The organism is Pantoea alfalfae, from assembly GCF_019880205.1.
Lineage (GTDB): Bacteria > Pseudomonadota > Gammaproteobacteria > Enterobacterales > Enterobacteriaceae > Pantoea > Pantoea alfalfae.
Genome location: NZ_CP082292.1, coordinates 2,344,047 through 2,367,059 on the forward strand (window position 1 = coordinate 2,344,047; position 23,013 = coordinate 2,367,059).

Consider the following 23,013-nt stretch of genomic DNA (forward strand, 5'->3'; position numbering starts at 1 on the left):
GTGGGTCCGCTTAGTGCAGCGTGACCTGTTTTTGTTCGATTGCGTGAATCTGAACTTTGATCATTTCGCTGACCGGATCTTCAGGACACTGCTCAACGAAATAGTTTAAATCACTCAGGGCGATATGTTCGCACTCCAGCTGCGCGTAGATTAAACCGCGATCGCGGATTTCATAAGGATCATCCGGATCGATACGCAACAGCACCTGACTGACATTCAGCGCCAGCTCCATCTTCTTCTCTTCCATCAACGCTGCTTTCAGCGTGTCGAGCATCTTGCGCATCACGGTGACGGTTTTGGCTTCATCAAGATCATCGTCATACAGACGCGCGGTAGGGCTGATATTGCCTTTCAGCCACACTTCCAGCGTATGCCGGTCAAGGGTTTCACCATTGAATGGGTTGATCATCCACTTATCGCCATCAATCCAGTCGGCGCGCAGAATCAGCTGCGTCGGAAAGATCACCGGCATCAGCGGCAGTTCCAGCTCGGCGGCGATATGCAGCAGAATCACGCCCAGTGACACGGCGGTGCCCTGACGGGTCTTTAATACATTGTCGATCCAGAGCGCATCAGAAAGATTGTAGACGCCGCTGGCACCGCCAAATCCCCACTGGCGATAAAACAGTTCCAGCAGCTTTTCCAGCTGCATGTCAGCATCTTCGATGTCGCTGACATAGTCGCGCGCTTCGGCGACTAACGCCGCAAGCTGCGCTTCCACCGACACCGCCGGGAAATCGGCGCGGATGGCAAGCGTGGCACCAATCACCGCTTCACACAGCGGTGTCTGGCTGAAATCTAATTGTTCGGTCGAGGTCATGCTATCCCCATAACGGCATTTTGGTCAGCGCCAGCGTAATGATGGTCACCAGGGCGATTAACGCCACCAGAAAAGCGATCCAGCGGGTGCGATCAGTGCGTGGACGGCGACTCAATGCCACAAATCCTAAGGCGATGTAGATGATAACCGCTAAAAGCTTCTCCGTCAGCCAGCTTCCTTGTGGCGTGAAGGGATAGAAGTGGGTAATCACCACCAGCAAGACCCCAGTCAGCAGTAACAGGGTATCGTTAACGTGCGGCAGAATGCGGACCCAGCGTTTTGTCATCATCGCCGAACCACGGCGCAGCCAGTAAAACCGCAGCAGAAACAGCGTCACGGTCAGCACGACCGTTAAGATATGCAGATTTTTAATCAGGGGATAAAAAGCAAACATCATGAATCCTTTTCAAAGCGCTTTTATGAAGGGAACTGACCCAGCGTCACACGCGGATTACCGCCGTAATCGGCGACGGTTTCAACGGCGTGATAGCCATTATTCCGCATCAGCGTGGCCACCGCCTCACCCTGCTGCCAGCCATGTTCCAGCAGCAGCCAGCCACCCGGCAGCAGCCACGCGGGCGCCTGCCCGATGAGCGTGCGCAGATCGGCCAGTCCCGCTTCATCCGCCACCAGCGCGCTGCGCGGTTCAAAACGCACGTCGCCCTGCTCCAGGTGACTGTCGCTGGCATCAATATAGGGTGGATTGCTGACGATGAGCGTAAAGCGCTGCGGCGTCAGCGCCTGGAACCAGTGACTGAGCAGAAAGGTGGTATTAGGGAGGTTGAGCTGTGCTGCATTGCTGCTCGCCAGCTCAACAGCGGCTTCAATGCGATCCACGCCGGTCACCTGACAGTCGGGCCGCTCGCTGGCCAGCGCCAGCGCAATCGCCCCGGTGCCGGTGCCCATATCCAGAATGGTCGAGGGCGTCGCGGGCAGATGCGCCAGCGCCTGCTCAACCAGCAGTTCGGTATCCGGGCGCGGGATCAGCGTGGCGTCACTGACACGTAACGGCAGCGACCAGAACTCGCGTTCGCCCACCAGATGCGCCACCGGTTCACCCCGTGCACGCCGTGCCAGCAGGCTGTCCAGCTGTGCGAGTTGGGCATCGCTGAGCACCGTTTCATCGAAGGCAATTAACCAGCTGCGCGATTTGCCGGTCACGAAACCTAACAGGATCTCTGCGTCACGCTTCGGACTGTCACCCCCGCACAGCGTGGCGACAGCCTGTTTCAGCCAGTGACGAATATCCATTAATCCTGACCAGCCAGCGCTGCCAGCTGATCCGCCTGGTACTCCTGCACAATTGGCTCAATCAGGCTGTCGAGTTTGCCTTCCATTACTTCGTCCAGACGGTAGATTGTCAGGTTGATGCGGTGGTCAGTCACGCGGCCCTGCGGGAAGTTATAGGTACGGTTACGGTCAGAACGATCGCCGCTGCCCAGCAGGTTGCGGCGGGTACTGGCTTCGGCAGCGTGACGGCGGGCCATCTCTGCCGCGTGAATACGGGAACCCAGCACCGCCAGCGCTTTGGCTTTGTTTTTATGCTGAGAACGTTCGTCCTGACACTCCACTACGATGCCGGTTGGCAGGTGGGTAATACGGATCGCGGAGTCGGTGGTGTTAACGTGCTGACCGCCTGCGCCGGATGAGCGGAAGGTATCGATCTTCAGGTCACCAGCGTTGATTTCCGGCAGTTCCGCTTCCGGAATTTCCGGCATCACGGCTACGGTACAGGCTGAGGTATGAATACGGCCCTGGGATTCGGTCTCCGGCACACGCTGCACACGATGTCCGCCTGATTCAAATTTCAGGCGGCCATAGGCACCGTCGCCGGTGACGCGGGCAATCACTTCTTTGTAACCGCCATGCTCGCCTTCGTTGGCGCTGATGATTTCCACACGCCAGCGACGCGCTTCGGCATAGCGGCTGTACATGCGGAAGAGATCGCCGGCGAAGATCGCGGCTTCATCGCCGCCCGTTCCGGCGCGCACCTCGATAAAACAGGCGCGCTCATCGTCGGGATCTTTCGGCAGTAACAACACCTGCAACTGCTGCTCCAGCACGTCACTCTTCTCACGCGCTTCCTGCAACTCTTCCTGCGCCATATCGCGCATTTCAGGATCGTCGAGCATCTGCTGCGCCGTTTCGATATCGTCCTGAACCTGCTGCCAGTCGCGGAAGCAACGGGTCACATCGGTCAGTTGAGCATATTCACGTGACAGCGCACGGAAACGTTCCTGATCGGCGATCACGCCAGCATCACCCAGCATGGCTTCCACTTCTTCGTGGCGCTCCTGCAGGGCTTCCAGTTTGGCAACTATAGAGGTTTTCATTTAAATGTGGGATTCCCGTAAACAGGTGGCGACAGCGGTGTGCCTAATCGAGACCCAGGCTGTCGCGTAAAATCTGCAGGCGTTCATTATCGCCATCGCGGGCGGCCTGCTGAAGTGATTTGGTTGGCGCATGTATTAAACGGTTGGTCAGCTTGTGCGCCAGTTCCTGCATGACTTTCTGCGGATCGGCACCCTGCTGCAGCGCCTGCAGCGCACGGCCTTCCAGCTCAGCACGGATATCCTCCGCCTGAGAACGATATTCACGGATGGTATTCACCGCACCCTGTGAGCGCAGCCACGCCATAAATTCGCTGCTTTCCTGAACGACGATGCTTTCGGCCTGAACCGCGGCCGCTTTGCGCTGCGCCAGGTTCTGCTCGATGATCGCCTGCAGGTCATCCACGCTGTAGAGATAGGCGTTAGGCAGATCGCCGACTTCCGGCTCTACGTCACGCGGCACGGCAATATCCACCAGCAGCATGGGTTTGTTGCGGCGCGCTTTCAGGGCGCGCTCCATCATCCCTTTGCCAATAATCGGCAGCGGACTGGAGGTTGAGGAAATTATGATGTCGGCTTCGGCCAGACGGGCATCGATCTCCGCCAGCGTGATCACTTCCGCGCCGACTTCCGACGCCAGCGCTTCGGCACGCTCGCGGGTACGGTTCGCGATGATCAGATTTTTCACCTGATGTTCACGCAGATGACGTGCCACCAGCTCAATGGTTTCACCCGCGCCAACCAGCAACACATTGACGGACGAGAGGGATTCGAAGATTTGACGGGCCAGCGTACAGGCGGCAAACGCCACTGACACCGCATTGGCACCGATATCGGTTTCCGTGCGTACGCGTTTGGCAACAGAGAAGGTTTTCTGGAACATGCGTTCCAGTTCACTGCTCAGCGCATGACCGCGTGAGGAGTCGGCAAACGCTTTTTTTACCTGACCGAGTATTTGCGGTTCGCCCAGCACCAGTGAATCGAGTCCGCTGGCGACGCGCATGAGGTGACTGACCGCCTCGTTATCCTGATGCCAGTAGAGGCTGTTGCGCACATCCTCTTCATCCAGCTGATGATAATTGCATAACCAGCTCACCAGACGTGCCTGTAAATCGGCCTGCTGCTCTACACTGAGGTAGAGTTCCGTCCGGTTACAGGTGGACAACACCACGCCGCTCTGCACCATTGGCTGTGATAACAGGCTGTTCAGCGCCTGCTCAAGCGTCTCCGGCCCGAACGAAACGCGTTCGCGCAGAGCAATGGGGGCAGTCTTGTGGTTGATTCCGAGAGCGAGCAGCGTCATGGCGATTTTGGTTGGGATGTCCCAATAATGTCAGGGTTTTGTGAGGCGCATTCTACAAGATGCGACAGATCAAGAAAAGCCATACAAAGGCTATGACTGTAATAAGATTAACCTGTTCGTGCTCAATTTGCTGCATAACAGCATTGACGGTTAAAACCGGGACGGTTAGCGTTATCCGTTACGAATAATAAATGTGTCCGAGGAGATGACCACTTGATGCTTAATTCACCACGCAATCTGTTGCGCCTTTTGCCCCTTGCCAGCGTGCTGCTGGCGGCCTGTAGCGTCAACAAACCGCAAGGTCCCGGCCCCAGCGTTACCGCGCCACAGTGGCAACAGCATCAGCAGGCGGTCTCAAAGGTCACGCACTACCAGACCCGCGGCGCCTTTGCCTACCTCTCTGACAAGCAGAAAGTCTACGCCCGCTTCAACTGGCAGCAGACCGCACCCGATCGCTATCGCCTGCTGCTGACCAATCCGCTCGGCAGCACTGAACTGCAGCTTGATGCGCAAGGCTCGGTGGTGCAGATCGTCGATAACAAAGGCAAGCGCTACGTCAGTAACGATGCGCAGAAAATGATCTCGCAGCTGACCGGCATGAACATTCCGCTGGCCAATCTGCGTCAGTGGATGATGGGTCTGCCAGGCGATGCCACGGATTATAAACTTAACGATAGCTATCAGCTGAGCAGTCTCAACTACAGCCGCGACGGTCAGAACTGGCAGGTTTCGATTGCGGGCTACGACAGCAAGGTTACCCCGCCGCTGCCGTCCAGCCTGGAGCTGAAAGAGGGTGACCAGCGGATTAAACTGCGTATGGACGGCTGGACCGTTCAATGATCACCCACTGGCCTGCTCCGGCAAAACTGAATCTTTTTCTCTACATTACTGGCCGTCGTCCCGACGGCTATCACAACCTGCAGACGCTGTTTCAGTTTCTCGATTACGGTGATGAATTGCAGATTAGCGTCGATCACAGCGATTCTATTCAGCTGTTAACGCCGGTGCCGGGCGTCGCGGATGCGGACAACCTGATTGTGCGGGCCGCGAACATGCTGAAACAGGCGGCACAGGATAACCATCGCCTGCCCGCACGCGCGGGTGCGCAGATTGCTATCGAGAAAAGGCTGCCCATGGGCGGCGGCATCGGTGGCGGCTCTTCTGATGCGGCGACCGTGCTGGTGGCGCTGAATCATCTGTGGCAAACCGGCTTCACACCGGATGAGCTGGCGACAATCGGCGTGAAGCTGGGCGCGGATGTACCGGTCTTTGTGCACGGCTTTGCGGCCTTTGCAGAGGGCGTGGGTGAACAACTTCAGCCCGCAGCGCCGGAAGAAAAGTGGTATCTTGTCGCTCATCCCGGAGTGAATATCAGCACGCCCGTGGTATTCAACGACCCCGGGCTGACGCGGGATACGCCATCGCGCAGTTTATCGACGCTTTTAGCCTTACCCTTCACCAATGATTGTGAAGCAGTGGTAAGAAAACGTTTTCGTGAGGTTGATGCGCTTGTTTCCTGGCTGCTAGAATACGCGCCGTCACGCCTGACTGGCACAGGCGCTTGTGTGTTTGCTGAATTTGACACCGAGTCCGCCGCCCGCCAGGTGCTGGAGCTTGCCCCGAATGGGGTACGCGGATTTGTAGCCCGGGGCGTTAACGTCTCACCGCTACAGCGTACCCTGCGAGGCGATTAGCGAATGCGTGACAGTGTCACCCCGTTCCGGACACTGCACGTTTCGCATTAACACACCCGTGTGAACGTCTATGACCGTACGCGCCGGTTACAGTCATGCCGTTCATTCTCTGGACGCAAAGCCTGAGGTTCTTCTCGTGCCTGATATGAAGCTATTTGCTGGTAACGCCACCCCGGAACTAGCACAACGTATTGCCAATCGCCTTTACACCAGCCTGGGAGACGCCGCTGTAGGCCGTTTCAGTGATGGTGAAGTGAGCGTACAGATTAATGAAAATGTACGCGGTGGTGATATTTTCATCATCCAGTCCACCTGTGCTCCCACCAACGATAATCTGATGGAACTGGTTGTGATGGTCGACGCGCTGCGTCGTGCTTCTGCTGGTCGTATTACCGCAGTCATCCCCTACTTTGGTTATGCCCGTCAGGACCGCCGCGTGCGTTCCGCGCGTGTACCTATTACCGCTAAAGTAGTGGCAGACTTCCTTTCCAGCGTCGGTGTTGACCGTGTTCTTACGGTTGATCTGCACGCCGAGCAGATCCAGGGCTTCTTCGACGTCCCGGTTGATAACGTATTTGGCAGCCCGATCCTGCTGGAAGATATGATGCAGATCGGTCTGGAAAACCCGATTGTGGTTTCTCCCGATATTGGTGGCGTAGTACGTGCCCGTGCTATCGCTAAACTGCTGAACGACACCGATATGGCTATCATCGATAAACGCCGCCCTCGCGCGAACGTTTCTCAGGTAATGCACATCATTGGTGACGTTGCTGGCCGCGACTGCGTGCTGGTCGACGATATGATCGACACCGGCGGCACGCTGTGCAAAGCGGCTGAAGCGCTGAAAGAGCGTGGTGCCAAGCGCGTGTTTGCTTACGCGACGCATCCGATCTTCTCCGGCAATGCGGTTGAAAACCTGCGTAAATCTGTACTCGACCAGGTCATCGTCTGCGATACCATCCCGCTTTCAGACGAGATTAAATCACTGCCGAATGTGCGCACGCTGACCTTATCTGGCATGCTGGCCGAAGCGATTCGCCGCATCAGTAACGAAGAATCTATCTCGGCGATGTTCGAGCATTAATCTTCGCGGAACCGGGCCCTGTGCCCGGTTTTTTTATCTCTGCCTTCCGGATTAACCCGCTTCTTTTTCTGCCTTTTCCCCGATAAATTTCCTTTTAATCTCCTGTTTTCAACGCCACCCACTTTTTTACTAAAACGCGGTGTTCCCCCGCTTCTGCCCTCCAGTATTAAGTGGTAATTTGCTGCGCATTTCTCATCTGAATTCAGCCATCATGAGCCTCGATATCTACACATTATTTGTCTGCGAGCTCTACGTGCTGGGGTTTCTGAGCATCATTATGGTGTTTGCCTGGGTGGGGTCGCACTATGACCGCGTTCTTGGCTTCACCTGTCTGTCACTGGTTTTCACCCTGATTGCCGTATTCTTAAGCAGCCTGCGCAGCAGCGGCCTGCATTTCCTGCCGGTTGCGGTGGGCAATGTGTTAGTGATGCTCGCTTATGGCGGATTATTAAATGCGTTCCGGCGTTTCTGCGGTAAACCCATCGGCACACACTGGTTACTGGGTGCCCTGCTCTGGGCACTCCTCTGCTGCTTTCCGGCGTTTTATTACAGCTTACCCAAACGGGTACTGGTATTGTGCATCGCCTGCGTCGCCTATACCGCCGCACTGATCCAGCTGGTCTGGCAGGCGCGTGACACGCTGAAAGCCACTTTCTGGCCTGCCCAGCTGCTGTTGTGGATCCACCTGCTGTTTCATCTGGTGCGCCTGTTTCTGGATAGCGCCATTGCCAGCACGCAACCTGGCGCGATTGGCGGATCGGACTTCTCGGTTTACGTGATTCTGGAATCCATTCTGTTTGTCATCGGCCTGACGTTTACCATTCTGGCCATGGTAAATGAGCGGATGCAGATCGCGTTAAAACACACTTCCCTGCACGATCCGCTGACCAGCGTCTGGAATCGCCGCGCCCTATTTGCTGAAGCGGAGAAAATAGTGGCGCGCTGCCGCCGTCAGAACCGGCCGTTCAGCGCGATACTGTTCGACCTCGATCATTTTAAAAGCATCAACGATCGGTATGGCCATCATCAGGGCGACCAGATTTTGATTCACTTTTGCGAAATTGTCAGAGGATTGATACCGGCTGAGGGGCGTTTTGCACGACTGGGCGGCGAAGAGTTTGCGGCCATCATTCCGGCTGAAGCACGGGATGCAGAGGCGTGGTGTGAGGCGATCCGGCTGGCAGTCTGTGCATCGCAACCCAATGAAATTGCCTGGTCGGTCAGCATTGGCTTTGCCACGGTCACGCACGGCCAGCAGGATTTTGAGAGTTTACTGGCGCTTGCTGATGCGGCGCTCTATCACGCCAAAGCCAGTGGCCGGAACTGCACAGCGCAGCATCCGGTCCCGGCAGCCATCAGTTAGTGGTGGGAATTGTGTGACCGGCGGCAGCGCTTGTCATAGTGACGCAGCCAGTAATAGCGATCTTCAATTTTTTCACGGCCACTGATACGCGCGCCCACCAGCCACATCAGTGCGCCAATAAAGATGCTCAGAATCGCGCCCTGCGCCAGAAACTGCGGCAAATCGAGTGACGGCAGCTGGTTCATGATTGAAAACCCAACACCCAGCACCATTGTGACTAATCCCAGTACCATCAAGCTGTTACCCGCTACGCGGCAGTGTTGATGTTTCATGCTGCACCTCCATCCATATGAGTTAATAACCGCACACAATGTTAAGTGCCATAAGTTTAGGCAATGGCTGGGGTCCACGTTGCGGACTGGATCACACATCAGCTATAAAGAATGACCTGGCCCTGAATGCAGCCTGTTGATTTAGATAGAAAATGATTAATCACCGTTCTGAACCATTTCAATGCTTGTGCTTTGTCATCTCGCCTGTGGCGAAGTAAACTAACGCCCTTTCGCGATAACAGCAGGATAATCATTGTGAGCAGCATTAAACTGATTGTGGGACTGGCCAATCCGGGCGCTGAATATGCCGCCACACGCCACAATGCGGGTGCCTGGTATCTGGATCTACTGGCTGAACGCCACAATCAGTCACTGAAAGAGGAAAGCAAATTCTATGGCTACACTGCACGCCTGGCGATAGCCGGCGAGGATGTACGCCTGCTGGTGCCGACCACCTTTATGAACCTGAGCGGTAAAGCGGTGGCGGCAATGGCGACCTTTTATCGCATCACGCCAGAAGAGATTCTGGTGGCGCACGATGAACTCGATTTGCCGCCCGGTGTGGCGAAGTTCAAGCAGGGCGGCGGCCATGGCGGCCATAACGGCCTGAAAGACATCATCAGCAAGCTGGGCAACAACAATAATTTCCATCGGCTGCGCATCGGTATCGGGCATCCCGGCGATCGCAACAAGGTGACCGGATTTGTGCTGGGCAAGCCGCCCGCCAGCGAGCAGAAGCTGATTGATGATGCCATTGATGAGGCGGCGCGCTGCACCGAACTGTGGCTGAAAGAGGATCGCATCAAGGCAATGAACCGGCTGCACGCCTTCAGGCCTGCTTAAACGCCCGAATCGTCGTGATTCCGTGTATAATGCGCGAAATTTTTCCATTCGTCTCCGACAGTCCGCCCTCTGGCGCGCTGTCCATCCAGTTATAAAGGGTATCAAACCATGGGATTCAAATGCGGTATCGTGGGCCTGCCGAACGTCGGTAAATCCACTCTGTTTAACGCGCTGACTAAAGCGGGCATCGAAGCGGCTAACTTCCCGTTCTGTACCATTGAGCCAAACACCGGCGTGGTACCCATGCCTGACCTGCGTCTCGACCAGCTTTCTGAGATTGTTAAACCACAGCGCGTGGTACCGACTACCATGGAATTCGTCGATATCGCGGGCCTGGTAAAAGGGGCGTCCAAAGGTGAAGGCCTGGGTAACCAGTTCCTGACCAACATCCGCGAAACCGAAGCGATCGGCCACGTGGTGCGCTGCTTTGAAAACGACAACATCATCCACGTGGCGGGTAAAGTGAACCCGGCGGAAGATATTGACGTCATCAACACCGAACTAGCACTGTCCGATCTTGAAACCTGTGAACGTGCGATTCAGCGTGTGCAGAAGAAAGCCAAAGGCGGCGATAAAGATGCCAAAGCCGAGCTGGCTGCGCTGGAGAAGTGCCTGCCGCATCTTTCTGAAGCGGGCATGCTGCGTTCACTGGATCTGGATGCCGACGACAAAGCGGCCATCCGCTATCTGAGCTTCCTGACCCTGAAACCAACGATGTACATTGCTAACGTCAATGAAGATGGTTTCGAGAACAACCCGTACCTGGATCAGGTGCGTGCGATTGCTGAAGCAGAAGGTTCAGTCGTCGTGCCGGTGTGCGCCGCCGTTGAGTCGGACATTGCCGAGCTGGAAGATGAAGATCGTGAAGAGTTCATGGCGGAGCTGGGACTGGAAGAGCCTGGCCTGAACCGCGTTATCCGCGCCGGTTACTCGCTGCTGAACCTGCAGACCTACTTCACCGCTGGCGTGAAAGAAGTGCGTGCCTGGACCATCCCGGTTGGCGCCACTGCCCCACAGGCAGCCGGTAAAATCCACACCGATTTCGAGAAAGGCTTTATCCGCGCCCAGACCATCGCGTTTGAAGACTTTATCGCCTACAAAGGCGAGCAAGGCGCGAAAGAAGCCGGCAAGATGCGTTCAGAAGGTAAAGAGTACATCGTGAAAGATGGCGATGTGATGAACTTCCTGTTTAACGTCTGATTTGCTGATTGCCTCATGAGGTTTCGCTGAATCTCATAACAACGCAAAAACCCTATAAAAATATCCACGCAATTGCGTGGATTTTTTATTTCACAGCGTCCCAATATCTCTCGCAACAACGCACTCAAAGATGCGTATGAAAAACAGTACAGCCTCCGGTTAAACAATGCCCATTACTCCGTCAGCATTGACCTCAGCCGGTTGATCCAGGACTCCGTATCGTTCAGCAACGCACAACTGAGATTTTCAATGGTCATGTGTTGCGCCATTGAAGCGCGGCGCAGCAGGCTGTAAGCATCGTCCTCCTCAAGCCGTAGCGCAGACATTACCCGCAGTTGCGCGGAAAACAGAAATCTGCGCGCCCTAAGACGCTCCTCCTGCCGCCGGAGCTGCGCTTCGAGCTGGTGGATCTGTGCAGCATGAGTAAGCGCCAGGGTAAACGCAGTCATCACACCGTCAAAGCGCACGGGTTTGCGCATGTAGCTGTCGATCTTCTGTTCGGCAATCCACTGTAGTCGTGATGGCGTTTCAATGGCAGTCAGCGCAATCTTTGGCAGCGCGGGCCAGGGGAGCGGGTTTGTGGGGTGAAACAGGGTAGAGTTATCGCCATCGAACACCAGCAGCTGCTGGTCAGCCAGCTGGTTCTCATCCGGAAACACTGCACAGAACAGGCCTTCTATCCCTATGCGGCTAAACTGCTGCGCCAGATGGTGGTTATCACGGTCAGAACAGCCGATCACACACACCTTTAATCCGCGCATCTGCACGTTTTTTCGGCTCATTCGCCACCTCCATGCGGCGTAAGGCTCGCGAGGTCCACCCAGGCCAGCCAGGGATCGGGTTCCACCGGCGCATCAGCCTGCCAGAAACTCTCCAGCCTGCCGTTGTGGCAACGCGCCAGATGCGGGGTCAGCCAGCAGTGATTATTTCCGGCGTTAAGGCGGATTCGCCCGGCTGGCGAATCCATTTCATCCAGCAATACCGCATCGCGTACACCTTCAACGTCATCATTGCCGTGGCGCGCAATGGCTCTCGCCAGCAAATGCCCGGCCAGCCAGGCACTCTCGCTGTCCACTGATGGCGAAACATGCTCACCAAAGCGCTGGTGATAGCTGCTGAGAAAACGCCGGTTGGCGGTGTTGTCTATCGACTGAAACCAGCTGGCAGAAACCAGGTATCCCTCTAACGCCTCTGCGCCAATCAACTGAACTTCCGGTTCACACAAGGTCAGGCTTAGCTTTAGCACCTCATTTAACCAGGGCTGCTGCTGGCAGGCCTGATGCCAGGCGCGGTAAAAACTGTAAGCGCTTTTACCGACCAGGGTATTCAGGAGGACTTTCGGGCGGCAGGCGATAATATCCGCGATTATCGTCTCGACATTTTCTTCGCCCATCGGCAGTAATTTGCTTTGCAGCACGCTGCCGCCCGCGGGGATCATGGCTTCACGGGTGATGCGATCCATCTCCCAGGACCAGACATAGTTCGAACCGATGTGATAGATCTCTGCCGCCTGCTGCTGTAAAAGCCAGCTCAGCATCGGCAAAATATGCTGATTAGGGGTGGCGCCCAGGTAAATCACGCTATTGCTGCTCTCAAACCCCTCATAGCGCGCGGAATGCCACAGCAGCGCGTTGGCACCCTCGATCAACGGCAGAATGGTCTTTCGCGCCGCGGACGTGTAGCAGCCGATCACATGACGCACGCCGTGGCGATAGAGTAAGTCGTGACAATATTCATAGTAGAGATCCAGCGAACCCTGCGGATCGCGGATCACAGGCGCAAGGGTAAACGGATGGGCGGGATTAGCGTTTATCTCCTCGATTGCCAGCAGGATGCCATTAAGCATCTCGCGCCCGATCACCGCATAATCGCCTGAAACAGAATAGAGAATACCAACCGGAATAACGCGTTTAGGCAGCGGCTGAGTGGCAGTCATAATAGCTCCTGAATCAACGCGGCCCGCAGGCCGCGTCTGTTTCTCAGCGCGGTGGTAGAGTAATCAGCGCAGTGTAGTAATGCGGCTGACGCATCAGCACCAGATCTTTACGTCTTACAACATGATCCGGGTAAGGAGTGCCGGCTGAACCCGTGGATATCTCCAGTACGGCCAGCCCTTTCTCACCGAGAGCTTTCGCTTCCTGACGCGGAAAAGCAAACGTGTCCGGGCCAAAAATCCCGCTCAGACCAAAGCTTTTTCCTTCAGCGGCTGGCCAGTTAGCGAACGCCAGCCAGACATTATTCTCACCCGCCCGAACGCGCGGCAGAAGCCAGTGGTAAGGATCGGCACCGCGCGGAATCGGCCAGACATGGGGGATCGCCGTGCCCGCGTGCGCCATGGGAACGGGGGAATGAAGCTGCGCCGGACAGGCGATGATGTCACAGCCTTCCAGCGCCAGAATCCGTGCGGCTTCCGGCACCAGCAAATCTTCGCCCAGCAAAATACCGACGCGCCCGCACGGCAGATCGCACGTCACCCACTGATTGCCTGCGCTGGCCCACTGCCGATCCTGGTCGCTGACGTGAATCTGCCGATAGTGCGCACTCAATCCGCTACTGCTCACCAGTACCGCGCTGTTAAAGTACTGCTCCCCTTCCCGCTCGGCGAATCCCGCGAGCAGCGCGATATCCAGTTCCATCGCCAGTGCGATCAGCGTCTGTACAGGCGTATCATCCAGCGTTAGCGCGAAGCGGCTACCGTCACTCCCGGTCAGCGCCCGCTCCGGCAAGACCAGCAGTTCTGCGCCGCCCGATTTTGCCTGTTCGGCCTGGTGCCGAATCTGTTTCAGATTAGTACTTACATCGTTTTGCGGGCGAAACTGCGCCACCGCAATCCGGGACGCTTTGCCATCGGGCAGTGGATGACGTCCGTACAAGCCAAAAAAGTCCTTTGGATTCCAGAAGAACGTATTGGTCATCAAACGCTGATACAGCTCAGGCCGGCGCTTATTCAGTTGCGGATTTTCCTCCGGAAGGGGTAATTCAGCGCTGAGTATCCGATCGCCGCCGTCGCAACTGGCCAGCAAACGCCCCTGGCTATCCACAATGCAACTGCCGCCGCTGAACTGCACGCCCCGCTCCCATCCCCAGCGATTACTTTCAATCAGCGCGCAGCCATTCTCCCAGGCGCGCGTGAGCCAGTAAGGCGCAGGTGTACGTTCAGCCAGCCAGTTGCTGATGTGGCAGATAATGTGCGCGCCGCCCAGCGCGGCCAGCCGGGCGGTTTCAATAAAGTGAATATCCATACAGACCAACATCGCAATATTGCCGATCTCCGTCTGAAAGACCTGATGACCGCTATCACCATTCGCCGCCCATTTCGGTTCCGAAATATAGGGGTGGGTTTTACGGTGAACGCCGATTACGCCCTGCGGTCCGACCAGGATGGCGCTGTTATAGTAGAGGTCGGTGACCCTGTCCCGCTCCGGCATGCCGAAGACCAGAAAGCAGTTAAACTCACGCGCAATAGCAGCAAATGCCCGGCTGGTGGCGCCGTCTGCCGTTTCGACATAGGGGGCGACTTCCGCGCGATCCAGCCAGCAGTAACCGGTGGTGGCCATTTCCGGCATTACGATCAAACGTGCGCCATCCCGCGCGGCCTGGGTTGCCAATGCCAGCAGGCGAGCGACATTCTCCTCTTTTCTGAACTGCGTGGGTTCAAACTGGATGGTTGCCACATTGATTTGCATTATTCTGCCTCCTTGCTCAGTAACGGATTAAATACCGGTTTCGGTCCCTGGTAAGCATCAGAGGGTTTCCAGTTGGTTTGCATATCCTCAGGGAACGTTTTGAAGTAATAGCTGCCGCGCGTTGCCACGCTGATAGCAACATGCAGCACAGGACCCACCAGCATGGCAATAAACGAGGCGTACACCATCGGATACAGGCCCAGCACACCCGCCGCGCCTATCGCAACCGCGACGCACAACGCAATGACGCCGGACGGGTTCCACATACGCAGATACGCTTTGCGAAACTCCACGAAATCAGAGGGCGCAAGATGCAGCACTTTGCGGCAGATAAAGTAGTCAGCAAGGATAATGAATACCCAGGTGTTGGTGAGAATGCCGGTAATCGACAGGAAAGTGCCGGTGTACTGCAGGATATTGCAGATATAGAACACCACGCCGAGCAGCCAGACCAGCAACATCCACCACTGACGTCCCGGCCGATAGTTAAACGCCATATCCATGGTATTCGACAGGGCAATCGAACCCGAGTAGAGATTGAGCACGTTAATGCGGATCTGAGTAATCACCGCAAATAATACGCCGGTCAGCCCAATGATCAGCGGGAAGACGAAGCCCGGATCGAGCGCCAGCGACCAGACATCATCGCCCTGAATATGCGGCATCAGGGTGTAGGCCATAAAGGCACCAAACAGCATGACCACGACAATCGGGATCAGCATCCCCAGCATGATCGTTGCGGTGCCTTTATGACTGATACCCGGGCGGGCAAAACGACCGTAATCGGTGGCCATCAGGCCCTGAAAAACAATCTGCCCGTTGGCCATATTCATGACCAGCCACAAAGCGTTACTGTCGACCTCCCCCTTTGGCTGCCAGCCGCTGAAGCTGACCGCCGGATAGTGGTGCGTTAATTGCCAGATACAAAAACCAAACAGCACAATGAAAATGGGAACGCCCCAGGTTTGCAGAAATTGCATTGATGACATGCCTTTCCAGACAAACCAGATGGCGGCCAGCCCCATCAGCGCAAAGATGGCGATACCGGTCGGGGAGTTGACCGGCACGCCCGCATAGTTGGCGATGGCGTGGGAAACAATGGTGCCTTCGAACAGGAAATAGAAGATGAAGTTGACCGCATAAATCAGCGAGGTGACGGCGGAGCCCATATAGCCAAACCCCAGACCGCGTGTCATCAGATTAAGAGAAAGCCCCTCTTTGCTTGCCATCTTCATAATGCACGAGCCAATCAGGGTGGCGAATACCACCATATAACCTATCGGCAGCAGCAGCATTGGCCAGCCGACCTGGTAGCTCATGTCTGCGCCAAGGCTGAACCAGAACATGGCGGTAGAGTTGCCAAGCAACACCAGAATAATGGCCGGAATGGGCCAGCGATAGTGCGACGGCACGCGACCAACCGCGTAATCCTCAACGGCCTCTGCTTCGGTAATATCCTGTGGCCCCTGAAACCATGCTTTCAACTTATTCATAGATTTACTCCAAAAAAAAGCCCCGCCGACAGCATTGCCGGCAGGGCTTCTTCGCCTGAAATCGATGTAGTGGAGTGGCGGGTCGCCACAAGCCGCTTACCAGGCTACGGTGCCTGTTCCTGCGCTGCAGAATACGGTAACGATGAGAAAGCAATTACTGCGCCAACTGTTAAAAACAGCGGAGGAAGGCGGTCTGCAGACTTGCTGGCCGGATTAACGCGCATGATGTCAGTGCAGTGTGCACCATTGTGAAACAGACGCACTGCGCGTTATTTCATGACGTATCCGGGTTAAGAATGAATAAAATCTCAGGCAACCTGACAATGCAGACGCGGGTTCAGCCCTCCATAAACTGCGCCTCACACTGCCGGGCTATCTCCCAGAGTCTGTTACGAATCACCTGCTTGAGTTGCAGCGTGGACTGCGACTGTGGCTGGTCACGACGGCTGATCAGCATCACTTCAAACGGCAGGGGCTGGGCGACGGGCAGCAGCTTTAGCTGATCGGCATAGCGACAGGCGGTGAAGAGATCCACGACGCCCACGCCACCGCCTGCCAGCACCATATCTGCAATGACCGAATAGGTTTTGATCGACAACGAAACGGCGGGATTCAGTTTCTTATCACGCAGCGCACGATGCAGGACGCGTCCAAGAGGATCCTGCGCCTGCATCATCAGTAAATTATTGTCGCATAACCATTGCAGCGTAACGGGTTCATGGCGGGGATGATGGCGCGGTAACAGCGCCACCATGGAAGACTGAAAAAGAGGTTCAGCCAGCAGATCCGCATCGACCTGCTGACCGAAGACCAGCGTGAAATCGAGCTGATTTTCCAGAATCATCTGGCATAAGGTACTGAAGTGCTCGGTGACCAGTTCGACACTGACCGAAGCCATCTGTTGCCGCCAGGTGACCAGAGCCGGGGCCATCACCATCTGACCAAACGCGTGAGCCGCGCCAACGCGGACTAACTGCCCTTCACCACGCCGCAGCTGTTCGGTGAGCTGGGTAATGGATTGCAGACGCTGGCAGAGATCGTCGATTTCAGGCAACAGGCGTCGCCCTTCTGCCGTCACACTCATACCCTGTATACGTCGCTCAAACAGCGCAAATCCCAGTTGCTGTTCAGCGTGATTCAGCACACGGCTGATATTCGGTTGCGACACATTCAGCAGGCGCGCCGCTGCGCTGATGCTGCCGGTCTGTACGATGGCCTGAAAGACCTCTATATGGCGGAGCCGCATGATGATTTATCCTGGATGGAATACCGGACCCGGAGGCCTCTCCGACAGGCTGCACCGGCGGAGAGTGAAAGTAATTATTCCCCTGTTGCAAAAACTGTACCGCAAAACCAGCGCAGGCTCAGCGACCTGTCACGCACCTTTTCGCATCCGGCAGTCCCGTCTGAAGCCTCTGCAGAGAGCGGGGCTCGCGCTGCCGTGGTGCAGCTTTAATCAGAAGCTTGGATTTATAGGGATGAAGCCAGCAGAAATGCTGTCCCGCCAGAGTAAAAATGGGCATGTACAGTATGCAGTTCAGGAGAGTGCCTGGTAGCGCGTAATCAGCACAACAGCAAAGGCAGCCCTGGGATAATGCTGCTACGACTGGGTACTCGCCAGATAGGAGAAGGCACTGAGTAAGCTGATTAACGTCTCCATCTTCTCCGCCTGATAACCCACGGTAACGGCATCCAGGCGCGTGACGCCAGGGATCAGGCTGAACAGATCGGCCAGCACCGGTTTTGTGGCCTGAAGCCGCATAGCGTAAGGCGCTGTAAGGCGGGTCGTGTTCACCTGAGAAGGATGGTGCAGTGCAGCGCTCGCTGCGGCCGCGATCGCACGTTGGGCCGTCTGTGGACTAATGGATTCCGCGCAGGTATGCGAAATGGCGCGTTTTACACAGACGTAATCGACTGAGGGGTAGTGTTCCGCTATCCAGCTCTGTAACTGATCGTCGCCGGTGACCAGCAGCAATGGCGTACCCTGTTCAGCGGCGGCGGCGGCATAAATATCGGTTTCGCCCATCACCAGGCCATTGATGTGTATACGCCAGAACGCACGCCCATTGATGGTATGCGCCAGTACGCCGGATTCACCCGCTGCACTGTGAAACCCCACCAGAAACAGTCCGTCGAACGTCTGCTGTTCTATCCCTTCCACCATCGACAGGCAGCGAGGTTTGCCCTGCAACAGTCGGGCGCGGGGATCGATATTTTCCGCACGCAAATTGGTCATCTGCGCATGGCTATCGGCAACAACTACTTCCATTGCGCCGCCGGCGAACGCCCCCTCAATCGCGGCATTCACTTCCTGTTCCATCAGACCACGGGCGATCTGATGCTCCGGGTGACCAGGTGTACACTGCTCCGGACGCATGACGCCCGCGATGCCTTCAATGTCGGCTGAGATAAAAATTTTCATGAGGTTAACCTGTCCAGAATCTGCGTCAGTGAGGGTCGATGGTGACCGCGAAAGCCGGTAACAGCCTCGGCGCTCAGCAAGGCATCCAGTACCGCCTGTTCAGTGGCATCGGCTGCCGCGGCAAGCAGCGGCTCCAGCGTGTCGTCCTGCGGCGGTTGCGGCAGCGGTTGCGTGGAAAACGCCACCGCAATATCTCCTGAGCCGTGGCCCCAGTAACTGCCCAGCCGTCCCAGACCGGCACCGGCTCGCTTCGCGATGCGCTTCAGCTGACGTGCATCCAGCGGCGCATCTGTGGCAATAATGATGATGACAGAACCGGCATCCAGCTGCGGCGCATTCCCCGCCAGCAGCGGCGCGATCATCTCACCCGCCCGCACGCCATCGATCGTTAAGGTCTCCAGTGCGCCGAAATTGGCCAGCACCAGCACGCCAAGCGTGGCGTTGAGGGAGGGTATCAGCCGCGAGGCGGTGCCAATCCCCCCTTTCAGGCTGAAACAGCTCATTCCGCGCCCCGCGCCGACGCTGCCACGTGCGAAGTTAGCGGAGACCGTCTGCAGCGCCGCCTGCGCCATCGCCTCGCTGACGGCCAGCGCCTGAATATCATTCAACCAGCCATCGTTGCACTCCAGCACCAGTGGGTTGACCGTGGGCAATGCCCGGCCCAGTTCCGGGTTACGACGGATGGCCTCCCGCACCAGCGCGGTAAACAGCGTGCCGACCGCCAGCGTATTACTGAGCAGAATCGGCGTCTGAAGCACGCCAAGTTCCTCTATCTGCACTAGTCCGACGGGTTTCGCAAAGCCGTTCAGCACCTCAGCTCCACACGGCAGCGGCGTGAGAAACAGATTGTCGCCCGGCGGTACGATAGCGGTGACGCCAGTCTGTATTTCACCTTCACTCAGCGTGTCATGTCCGACACGCACACCCGCAACATCGCTGATGCGATTCGTGGGTCCGCATGCGCTTCGCGGTTGCCCGAGCTGACGCAGGTCACGCCAGCGATCCAGCAGCAGGTCGCGCTGCAGTTGTTGATAATCCATCTTCAGCCCTTGAGTTTGGGATCGAGCGTGTCACGCAGCGCGTCGCCAAGCAGATTAAATGCCAGCACGGTGATAAAAATCGCCAGCCCCGGAAATACGCTCATATGCCAGGCTCCGGCCATCATCATGCTGCGGCTCATCGCCAGAATATTGCCCCATTCCGGCACGTCTGGCTCCGGGCCCAGTCCGATAAAGCTCAGGCCCGCCGCCGTCAGAATACTGGTGCCAATCCGCATGGTGAAATAGACAATCACGCTGGAAAGCGTGCCGGGCAGGATATGCCGCAGAATGATGACACGGTCTGGCGCACCGGCACAGCGCACGGCTTCAACATAGGCAGCCTGTTTCAGAGAGAGCGTCGACGCCCGCACGATACGGGCAAATACCGGTACGCTGAAGACCGCGACCGCGATAATCACATTGTTCAGGCCGGTCCCCAGCAACGCCACCACCGCAATGGCCAGCAACATGCCGGGAAACGCGAATAGGACGTCGGCACCGCGCATGATCAGCATATCGACCCAACCGCCGTAATAGCCCGCCAGTAAGCCCAGTATCACCCCGACCAGCATGCCCATCGTCACCGACAGCACGCCGATATAGAGCGAGATGCGCGCCCCATAGATAATGCGGCTGAGCAGGTCGCGCCCCAGCTCGTCGGTCCCCATCCAGTGTGCCGTAGAAGGCGGCGACGACAGCGCCATCCAGTCCGGGACCATGGGATCCCAGGGTGCCAGCCAGGGGGCAAAAATCGCCACCACAATTAGCAGCAGCACAAACCCGCCAGAGACCAGCGCCAGCGGGTTACGCACAAAGGCATGCAGGAAATCACGCCACGGCGAACGAATGATCTGAGGCGGATTTTCGGTCAGCGATTGACTACTCATTTCGGCTCCTGTCGCAGACGAATGGCCGGATTGACCACCGCGTAAAGCAGATCGACCAGCAGGTTAATCACAATAAACTCAAACACGAACAGCATCACCAGCGCCTGAATCACCGGCTGATCCTGCGCTTTGATCGACTCAATCAGTAACCAGCCTAATCCCGGCCAGTTGAAAACACTCTCCACAACGATGGATCCGCCCAGCAGAAAACCGAACTGCAGACCCAGCATGGTGATCACCGGGATGAGCGCATTGCGCATCACATGTTTCCACGTCACCAGGCGGTTGCGCAGCCCTTTGGCTTTAGCGGTACGCACGTAATCTTCCTGCGCCACCTCCAGGAAGGCCGAACGGGTAAAGCGCGCCATGACCGCCGCCACCGACGAACCCAGCGTGATGGCGGGCAGAACAATATCGCTGGCCCTGTTAAAGCCGCTGACGGAGAACAGCCCGAAAGGCATCGCGACGAACTGGATGAGCAACAGCCCCAGCCAGAAAGCGGGCATCGAAATGCCGCCGACCGCCACGCTCATCAGCGTCCAGTCCTGCCATTTTCCCCGTTTCAGGGCCGCCATCACGCCAAATAACAACCCGAGAATAACGGACCAGGTAAAACCCGCTAAGGCGAGCCACAGCGTCGGCATAAAGCCCTGCCCAATCACCTCCCGCACTGGTTGCTGGGTGCGATAGGTAGTGCCCAGATCGCCCTGCAACAGGCTGCCGATCCAGTGGAGATACTGCTGCGGCAGCGGATCGTTCAGCCCGAGATGCTGACGCGCCGCCTCGACCGCCTCAATGGGCGCATCCGGTCCGGCATAAATGCGCGCCGGATCGCCCGGCATGAGCTTGATAAAACCGAAAACCAGTAGCGAGACCACCAGCAAAACCGGGATCATCTCCAGTAATCGGCGAAGGATGTATGCAATCATGCCATTCCCTGAAATGAGGTGCGACGGGCCTTCTCACGTCCCCGACCCGTTCCGGACAGGGGACGAGAAAGAAGAAACCGTCTTATTTAAAGGACGCCTGAGTGAACAGCAAATTGCCATCAGGCAGCATCGAAACGCCGCTCAGCGTGTTGCGCTTGCCCACCAGATTGTCTGGCGTGCCAAGGAACGCTACTGGTGCCTCTTTCCAGAGCACCTTTTGCGCCTGCGCATAGGCGATGCCGCGCTTTGCCGGATCGGCGGTCGCCAGTCCGGCCGCAATCGCTTTGTCTGCATCCGGATTGCTGAAGTAGGAGACGTTGTAGGAGGTCGGCACCCAGGATTCGGTGGCAAACAGCGGACGCAGCGCCCAGTCGGCGTCGCCTGTAGAGGTCGACCAGCCGCCATAATAGAGGTCAAACTCCGCCATTTTCGGATCCTTTACGCCCCACAATTTGGCGTTGCGCGTGCCGGAATCCATCGGTGTCACGGTGGCACGGATGCCCACGGTGGCCAGCTGCGCTTTCAGCACCTGTGCGGCACGGACGCTGGCCGTGGCATTGGTCACCCAGAGCTTAAGATCCAGACCATTCGGATAGCCCGCGGCTTTGAGCAACGCTTTAGCCTCGTCCGGTGCATAGCGATAGTCAGGGTCGGTTTGTTTCTGATAAAACTGCACCCCTTCCGGCATCGCGGAGGTGGCCGGTTTGCCCAGTCCGGCAAAGGCCACTTTCAGCCATAGATTACGGTCAATCGCATAGTTGATGGCCTGACGCACCCGCACATCGGCCAGCGGCTTGTGCTGCGTGTTGATCGCCATGTAATAGAGATAGATGCTGGGGTCACGCTGAATCGAAAGGTGGCTGTCCTGCTTCACGGTCGCGATCAGGTCTGACGGCAATGGCCAGATGGCATCCACCTGCCCCGATTTTAATGCGGCGACGCGGGTCGCATCTTCCGGACTCGGCGAGAAGATCACATGGTCGACTTTAGGCCATCCCTGCTGCCAGTAACCGTCATACTTCGCCAGCGTGACCGCTTTGCCCGGTGTCCAGTTGACGAATTTAAACGGACCGGTTCCCACCGGATGCAGCCGCAACTGCGCTTCGTCCGGATATTGCTTAAGAACGGACGGGCTCCACATCACCGCCGAAGGATGCGCCAGCGTGTTGATAAAGGCCCCGAACGACTGATTGAGATCGATTTTTACCTGGTCAGGTGCCAGCACCGTGACCTTATCGATCATCTTGTAGAGGCTGTTACGCTTCAGCCCTTTTTTCTGGTCTGCCAGCCGATCAAGGTTAGCTTTGACAGCGTCCGCATCAAACGGGGTACCGTCCTGAAAGGTGACGCCTTTGCGCAGCGTCAGCGTAAATTCGGTGGCACTGTCATTGGAGGTATAACCGGTCGCCAGCCAGGGCTGCAGCTTCATCTGAGGATCAAACTGGAACAGGCGCTCAAAGATGCCGCTCTGCACCGAGTAACTGACATTATCCGAGGTGTCGTGCGGATCCAGTCCCGTAATATCGGCATACATGGAGATGCGCAGATCCTGTGCCTGCGCAGTCATGACCAGCGTTGTCGTCAATGCGAGGGCCAGCGAAGTACGGCGAAACAGCGTTTTCATATATTCTCCTGGGCGTTGAGGAT

Annotated in this window: 22 protein-coding genes; 6 read left to right on the forward strand and 16 right to left on the reverse strand. The window is 56.8% G+C overall.

Features of this window, described 5'->3' with window-relative positions; translation table 11 throughout:
* Positions 1-10: 10 nt before the first annotated feature.
* From sirB1 to hemA, 5 genes are read right to left on the reverse strand one after another with little or no spacing between them, the layout of a single operon-like run.
* Positions 11-820 carry an invasion regulator SirB1 gene (sirB1, locus tag K6R05_RS10915; RefSeq protein WP_161735585.1) on the reverse strand — a complete coding sequence of 270 codons (810 nt, stop codon included), beginning with the start codon at positions 818-820 and terminating at the stop codon, positions 11-13.
* A gap of 1 nt (position 821) precedes the next feature.
* Positions 822-1,214 carry a SirB2 family protein gene (locus K6R05_RS10920; RefSeq protein WP_161735626.1) on the reverse strand — a complete coding sequence of 131 codons (393 nt, stop codon included), beginning with the start codon at positions 1,212-1,214 and terminating at the stop codon, positions 822-824.
* A gap of 23 nt (positions 1,215-1,237) precedes the next feature.
* On the reverse strand, positions 1,238-2,071 hold the full coding sequence (gene prmC, locus K6R05_RS10925) for a peptide chain release factor N(5)-glutamine methyltransferase (protein WP_161735584.1): 834 nt from the start codon (positions 2,069-2,071) through the stop codon (positions 1,238-1,240).
* Positions 2,071-3,153: a peptide chain release factor 1 gene (gene prfA / locus K6R05_RS10930; protein WP_161735582.1), complete on the reverse strand. Its 1,083-nt coding sequence runs from the start codon at positions 3,151-3,153 to the stop codon at positions 2,071-2,073. The genes prmC and prfA overlap by 1 nt, the downstream gene beginning before the upstream one ends.
* Positions 3,154-3,196: 43 nt before the next feature.
* Entirely contained in the window at positions 3,197-4,453 is a 1,257-nt protein-coding gene (gene hemA / locus K6R05_RS10935; protein WP_013357619.1) for a glutamyl-tRNA reductase, read from the reverse strand.
* A gap of 216 nt (positions 4,454-4,669) precedes the next feature.
* Between hemA and lolB the strand changes: the two genes are divergently transcribed.
* The 4 genes from lolB to K6R05_RS10955 all read left to right on the forward strand — a co-directional run bounded on the left by lolB (position 4,670) and on the right by K6R05_RS10955 (position 8,594).
* The gene (lolB, locus tag K6R05_RS10940; RefSeq protein ID WP_033782873.1) at positions 4,670-5,293 is read left to right on the forward strand and encodes a lipoprotein insertase outer membrane protein LolB; all 624 of its coding nucleotides are present in this window, start codon (positions 4,670-4,672) and stop codon (positions 5,291-5,293) included.
* A complete protein-coding gene (gene ispE / locus K6R05_RS10945) occupies positions 5,290-6,147 on the forward strand; it encodes a 4-(cytidine 5'-diphospho)-2-C-methyl-D-erythritol kinase (RefSeq protein ID WP_222924135.1) in 858 nt (285 codons plus the stop codon). The genes lolB and ispE overlap by 4 nt, the downstream gene beginning before the upstream one ends.
* A 136-nt stretch (positions 6,148-6,283) precedes the next feature.
* A complete protein-coding gene (gene prs / locus K6R05_RS10950; protein ID WP_003850825.1) occupies positions 6,284-7,231 on the forward strand; it encodes a ribose-phosphate diphosphokinase in 948 nt (315 codons plus the stop codon).
* 211 nt (positions 7,232-7,442) lie between these two features.
* Entirely contained in the window at positions 7,443-8,594 is a 1,152-nt protein-coding gene (locus tag K6R05_RS10955; protein WP_222924136.1) for a GGDEF domain-containing protein, read from the forward strand.
* Here the strand turns inward: K6R05_RS10955 and ychH are convergent.
* Entirely contained in the window at positions 8,591-8,866 is a 276-nt protein-coding gene (gene ychH, locus K6R05_RS10960; protein WP_013357614.1) for a stress-induced protein YchH, read from the reverse strand. The two genes, K6R05_RS10955 and ychH, sit on opposite strands and share 4 nt — an antisense overlap.
* A 255-nt stretch (positions 8,867-9,121) precedes the next feature.
* On the opposite strand from ychH, the gene pth reads away from it, so the two are divergent.
* The gene (pth, locus tag K6R05_RS10965) at positions 9,122-9,709 is read left to right on the forward strand and encodes an aminoacyl-tRNA hydrolase (RefSeq protein WP_013357613.1); all 588 of its coding nucleotides are present in this window, start codon (positions 9,122-9,124) and stop codon (positions 9,707-9,709) included.
* Positions 9,710-9,817: 108 nt separating this feature from the next.
* Positions 9,818-10,909: a redox-regulated ATPase YchF gene (ychF, locus tag K6R05_RS10970; RefSeq protein ID WP_013357612.1), complete on the forward strand. Its 1,092-nt coding sequence runs from the start codon at positions 9,818-9,820 to the stop codon at positions 10,907-10,909.
* A 173-nt stretch (positions 10,910-11,082) separates the two neighbouring features.
* On the opposite strand, the gene K6R05_RS10975 is transcribed toward ychF, so the two are convergent.
* The 10 genes from K6R05_RS10975 to K6R05_RS11020 form a co-directional block, all read right to left on the reverse strand.
* Entirely contained in the window at positions 11,083-11,691 is a 609-nt protein-coding gene (locus tag K6R05_RS10975; RefSeq protein ID WP_013357611.1) for an ANTAR domain-containing response regulator, read from the reverse strand.
* Entirely contained in the window at positions 11,688-12,845 is a 1,158-nt protein-coding gene (locus tag K6R05_RS10980; RefSeq protein ID WP_222924137.1) for a transporter substrate-binding domain-containing protein, read from the reverse strand. The genes K6R05_RS10975 and K6R05_RS10980 overlap by 4 nt, the downstream gene beginning before the upstream one ends.
* Before the next feature lie 43 nt (positions 12,846-12,888).
* Positions 12,889-14,595, reverse strand: a complete 1,707-nt coding sequence (locus K6R05_RS10985) for a nitrilase-related carbon-nitrogen hydrolase (protein ID WP_222924138.1) — start codon at positions 14,593-14,595, stop codon at positions 12,889-12,891.
* Positions 14,595-16,088 (reverse strand): purine-cytosine permease family protein, encoded by a 1,494-nt coding sequence (locus tag K6R05_RS10990; protein WP_095707311.1) that lies wholly within the window; start codon positions 16,086-16,088, stop codon positions 14,595-14,597. The genes K6R05_RS10985 and K6R05_RS10990 overlap by 1 nt, the downstream gene beginning before the upstream one ends.
* Before the next feature lie 337 nt (positions 16,089-16,425).
* Positions 16,426-17,334 carry a LysR family transcriptional regulator gene (locus K6R05_RS10995; protein ID WP_222924139.1) on the reverse strand — a complete coding sequence of 303 codons (909 nt, stop codon included), beginning with the start codon at positions 17,332-17,334 and terminating at the stop codon, positions 16,426-16,428.
* Positions 17,335-17,688: 354 nt separating this feature from the next.
* Complete coding sequence (locus K6R05_RS11000; RefSeq protein ID WP_222924140.1) at positions 17,689-18,510, reverse strand: M55 family metallopeptidase; 822 nt, start codon at positions 18,508-18,510, stop codon at positions 17,689-17,691.
* Positions 18,507-19,550: a DmpA family aminopeptidase gene (locus K6R05_RS11005; RefSeq protein WP_222924141.1), complete on the reverse strand. Its 1,044-nt coding sequence runs from the start codon at positions 19,548-19,550 to the stop codon at positions 18,507-18,509. The genes K6R05_RS11000 and K6R05_RS11005 overlap by 4 nt, the downstream gene beginning before the upstream one ends.
* A 2-nt stretch (positions 19,551-19,552) precedes the next feature.
* Positions 19,553-20,437: an ABC transporter permease subunit gene (locus tag K6R05_RS11010; RefSeq protein ID WP_110331786.1), complete on the reverse strand. Its 885-nt coding sequence runs from the start codon at positions 20,435-20,437 to the stop codon at positions 19,553-19,555.
* On the reverse strand, positions 20,434-21,366 hold the full coding sequence (locus tag K6R05_RS11015) for an ABC transporter permease (protein WP_195857077.1): 933 nt from the start codon (positions 21,364-21,366) through the stop codon (positions 20,434-20,436). Before K6R05_RS11015 ends, K6R05_RS11010 begins: the two co-directional genes overlap by 4 nt.
* A gap of 82 nt (positions 21,367-21,448) precedes the next feature.
* Positions 21,449-22,990 (reverse strand): glutathione ABC transporter substrate-binding protein, encoded by a 1,542-nt coding sequence (locus K6R05_RS11020; RefSeq protein ID WP_195857078.1) that lies wholly within the window; start codon positions 22,988-22,990, stop codon positions 21,449-21,451.
* Between the last annotated feature and the right edge of the window lie 23 nt (positions 22,991-23,013).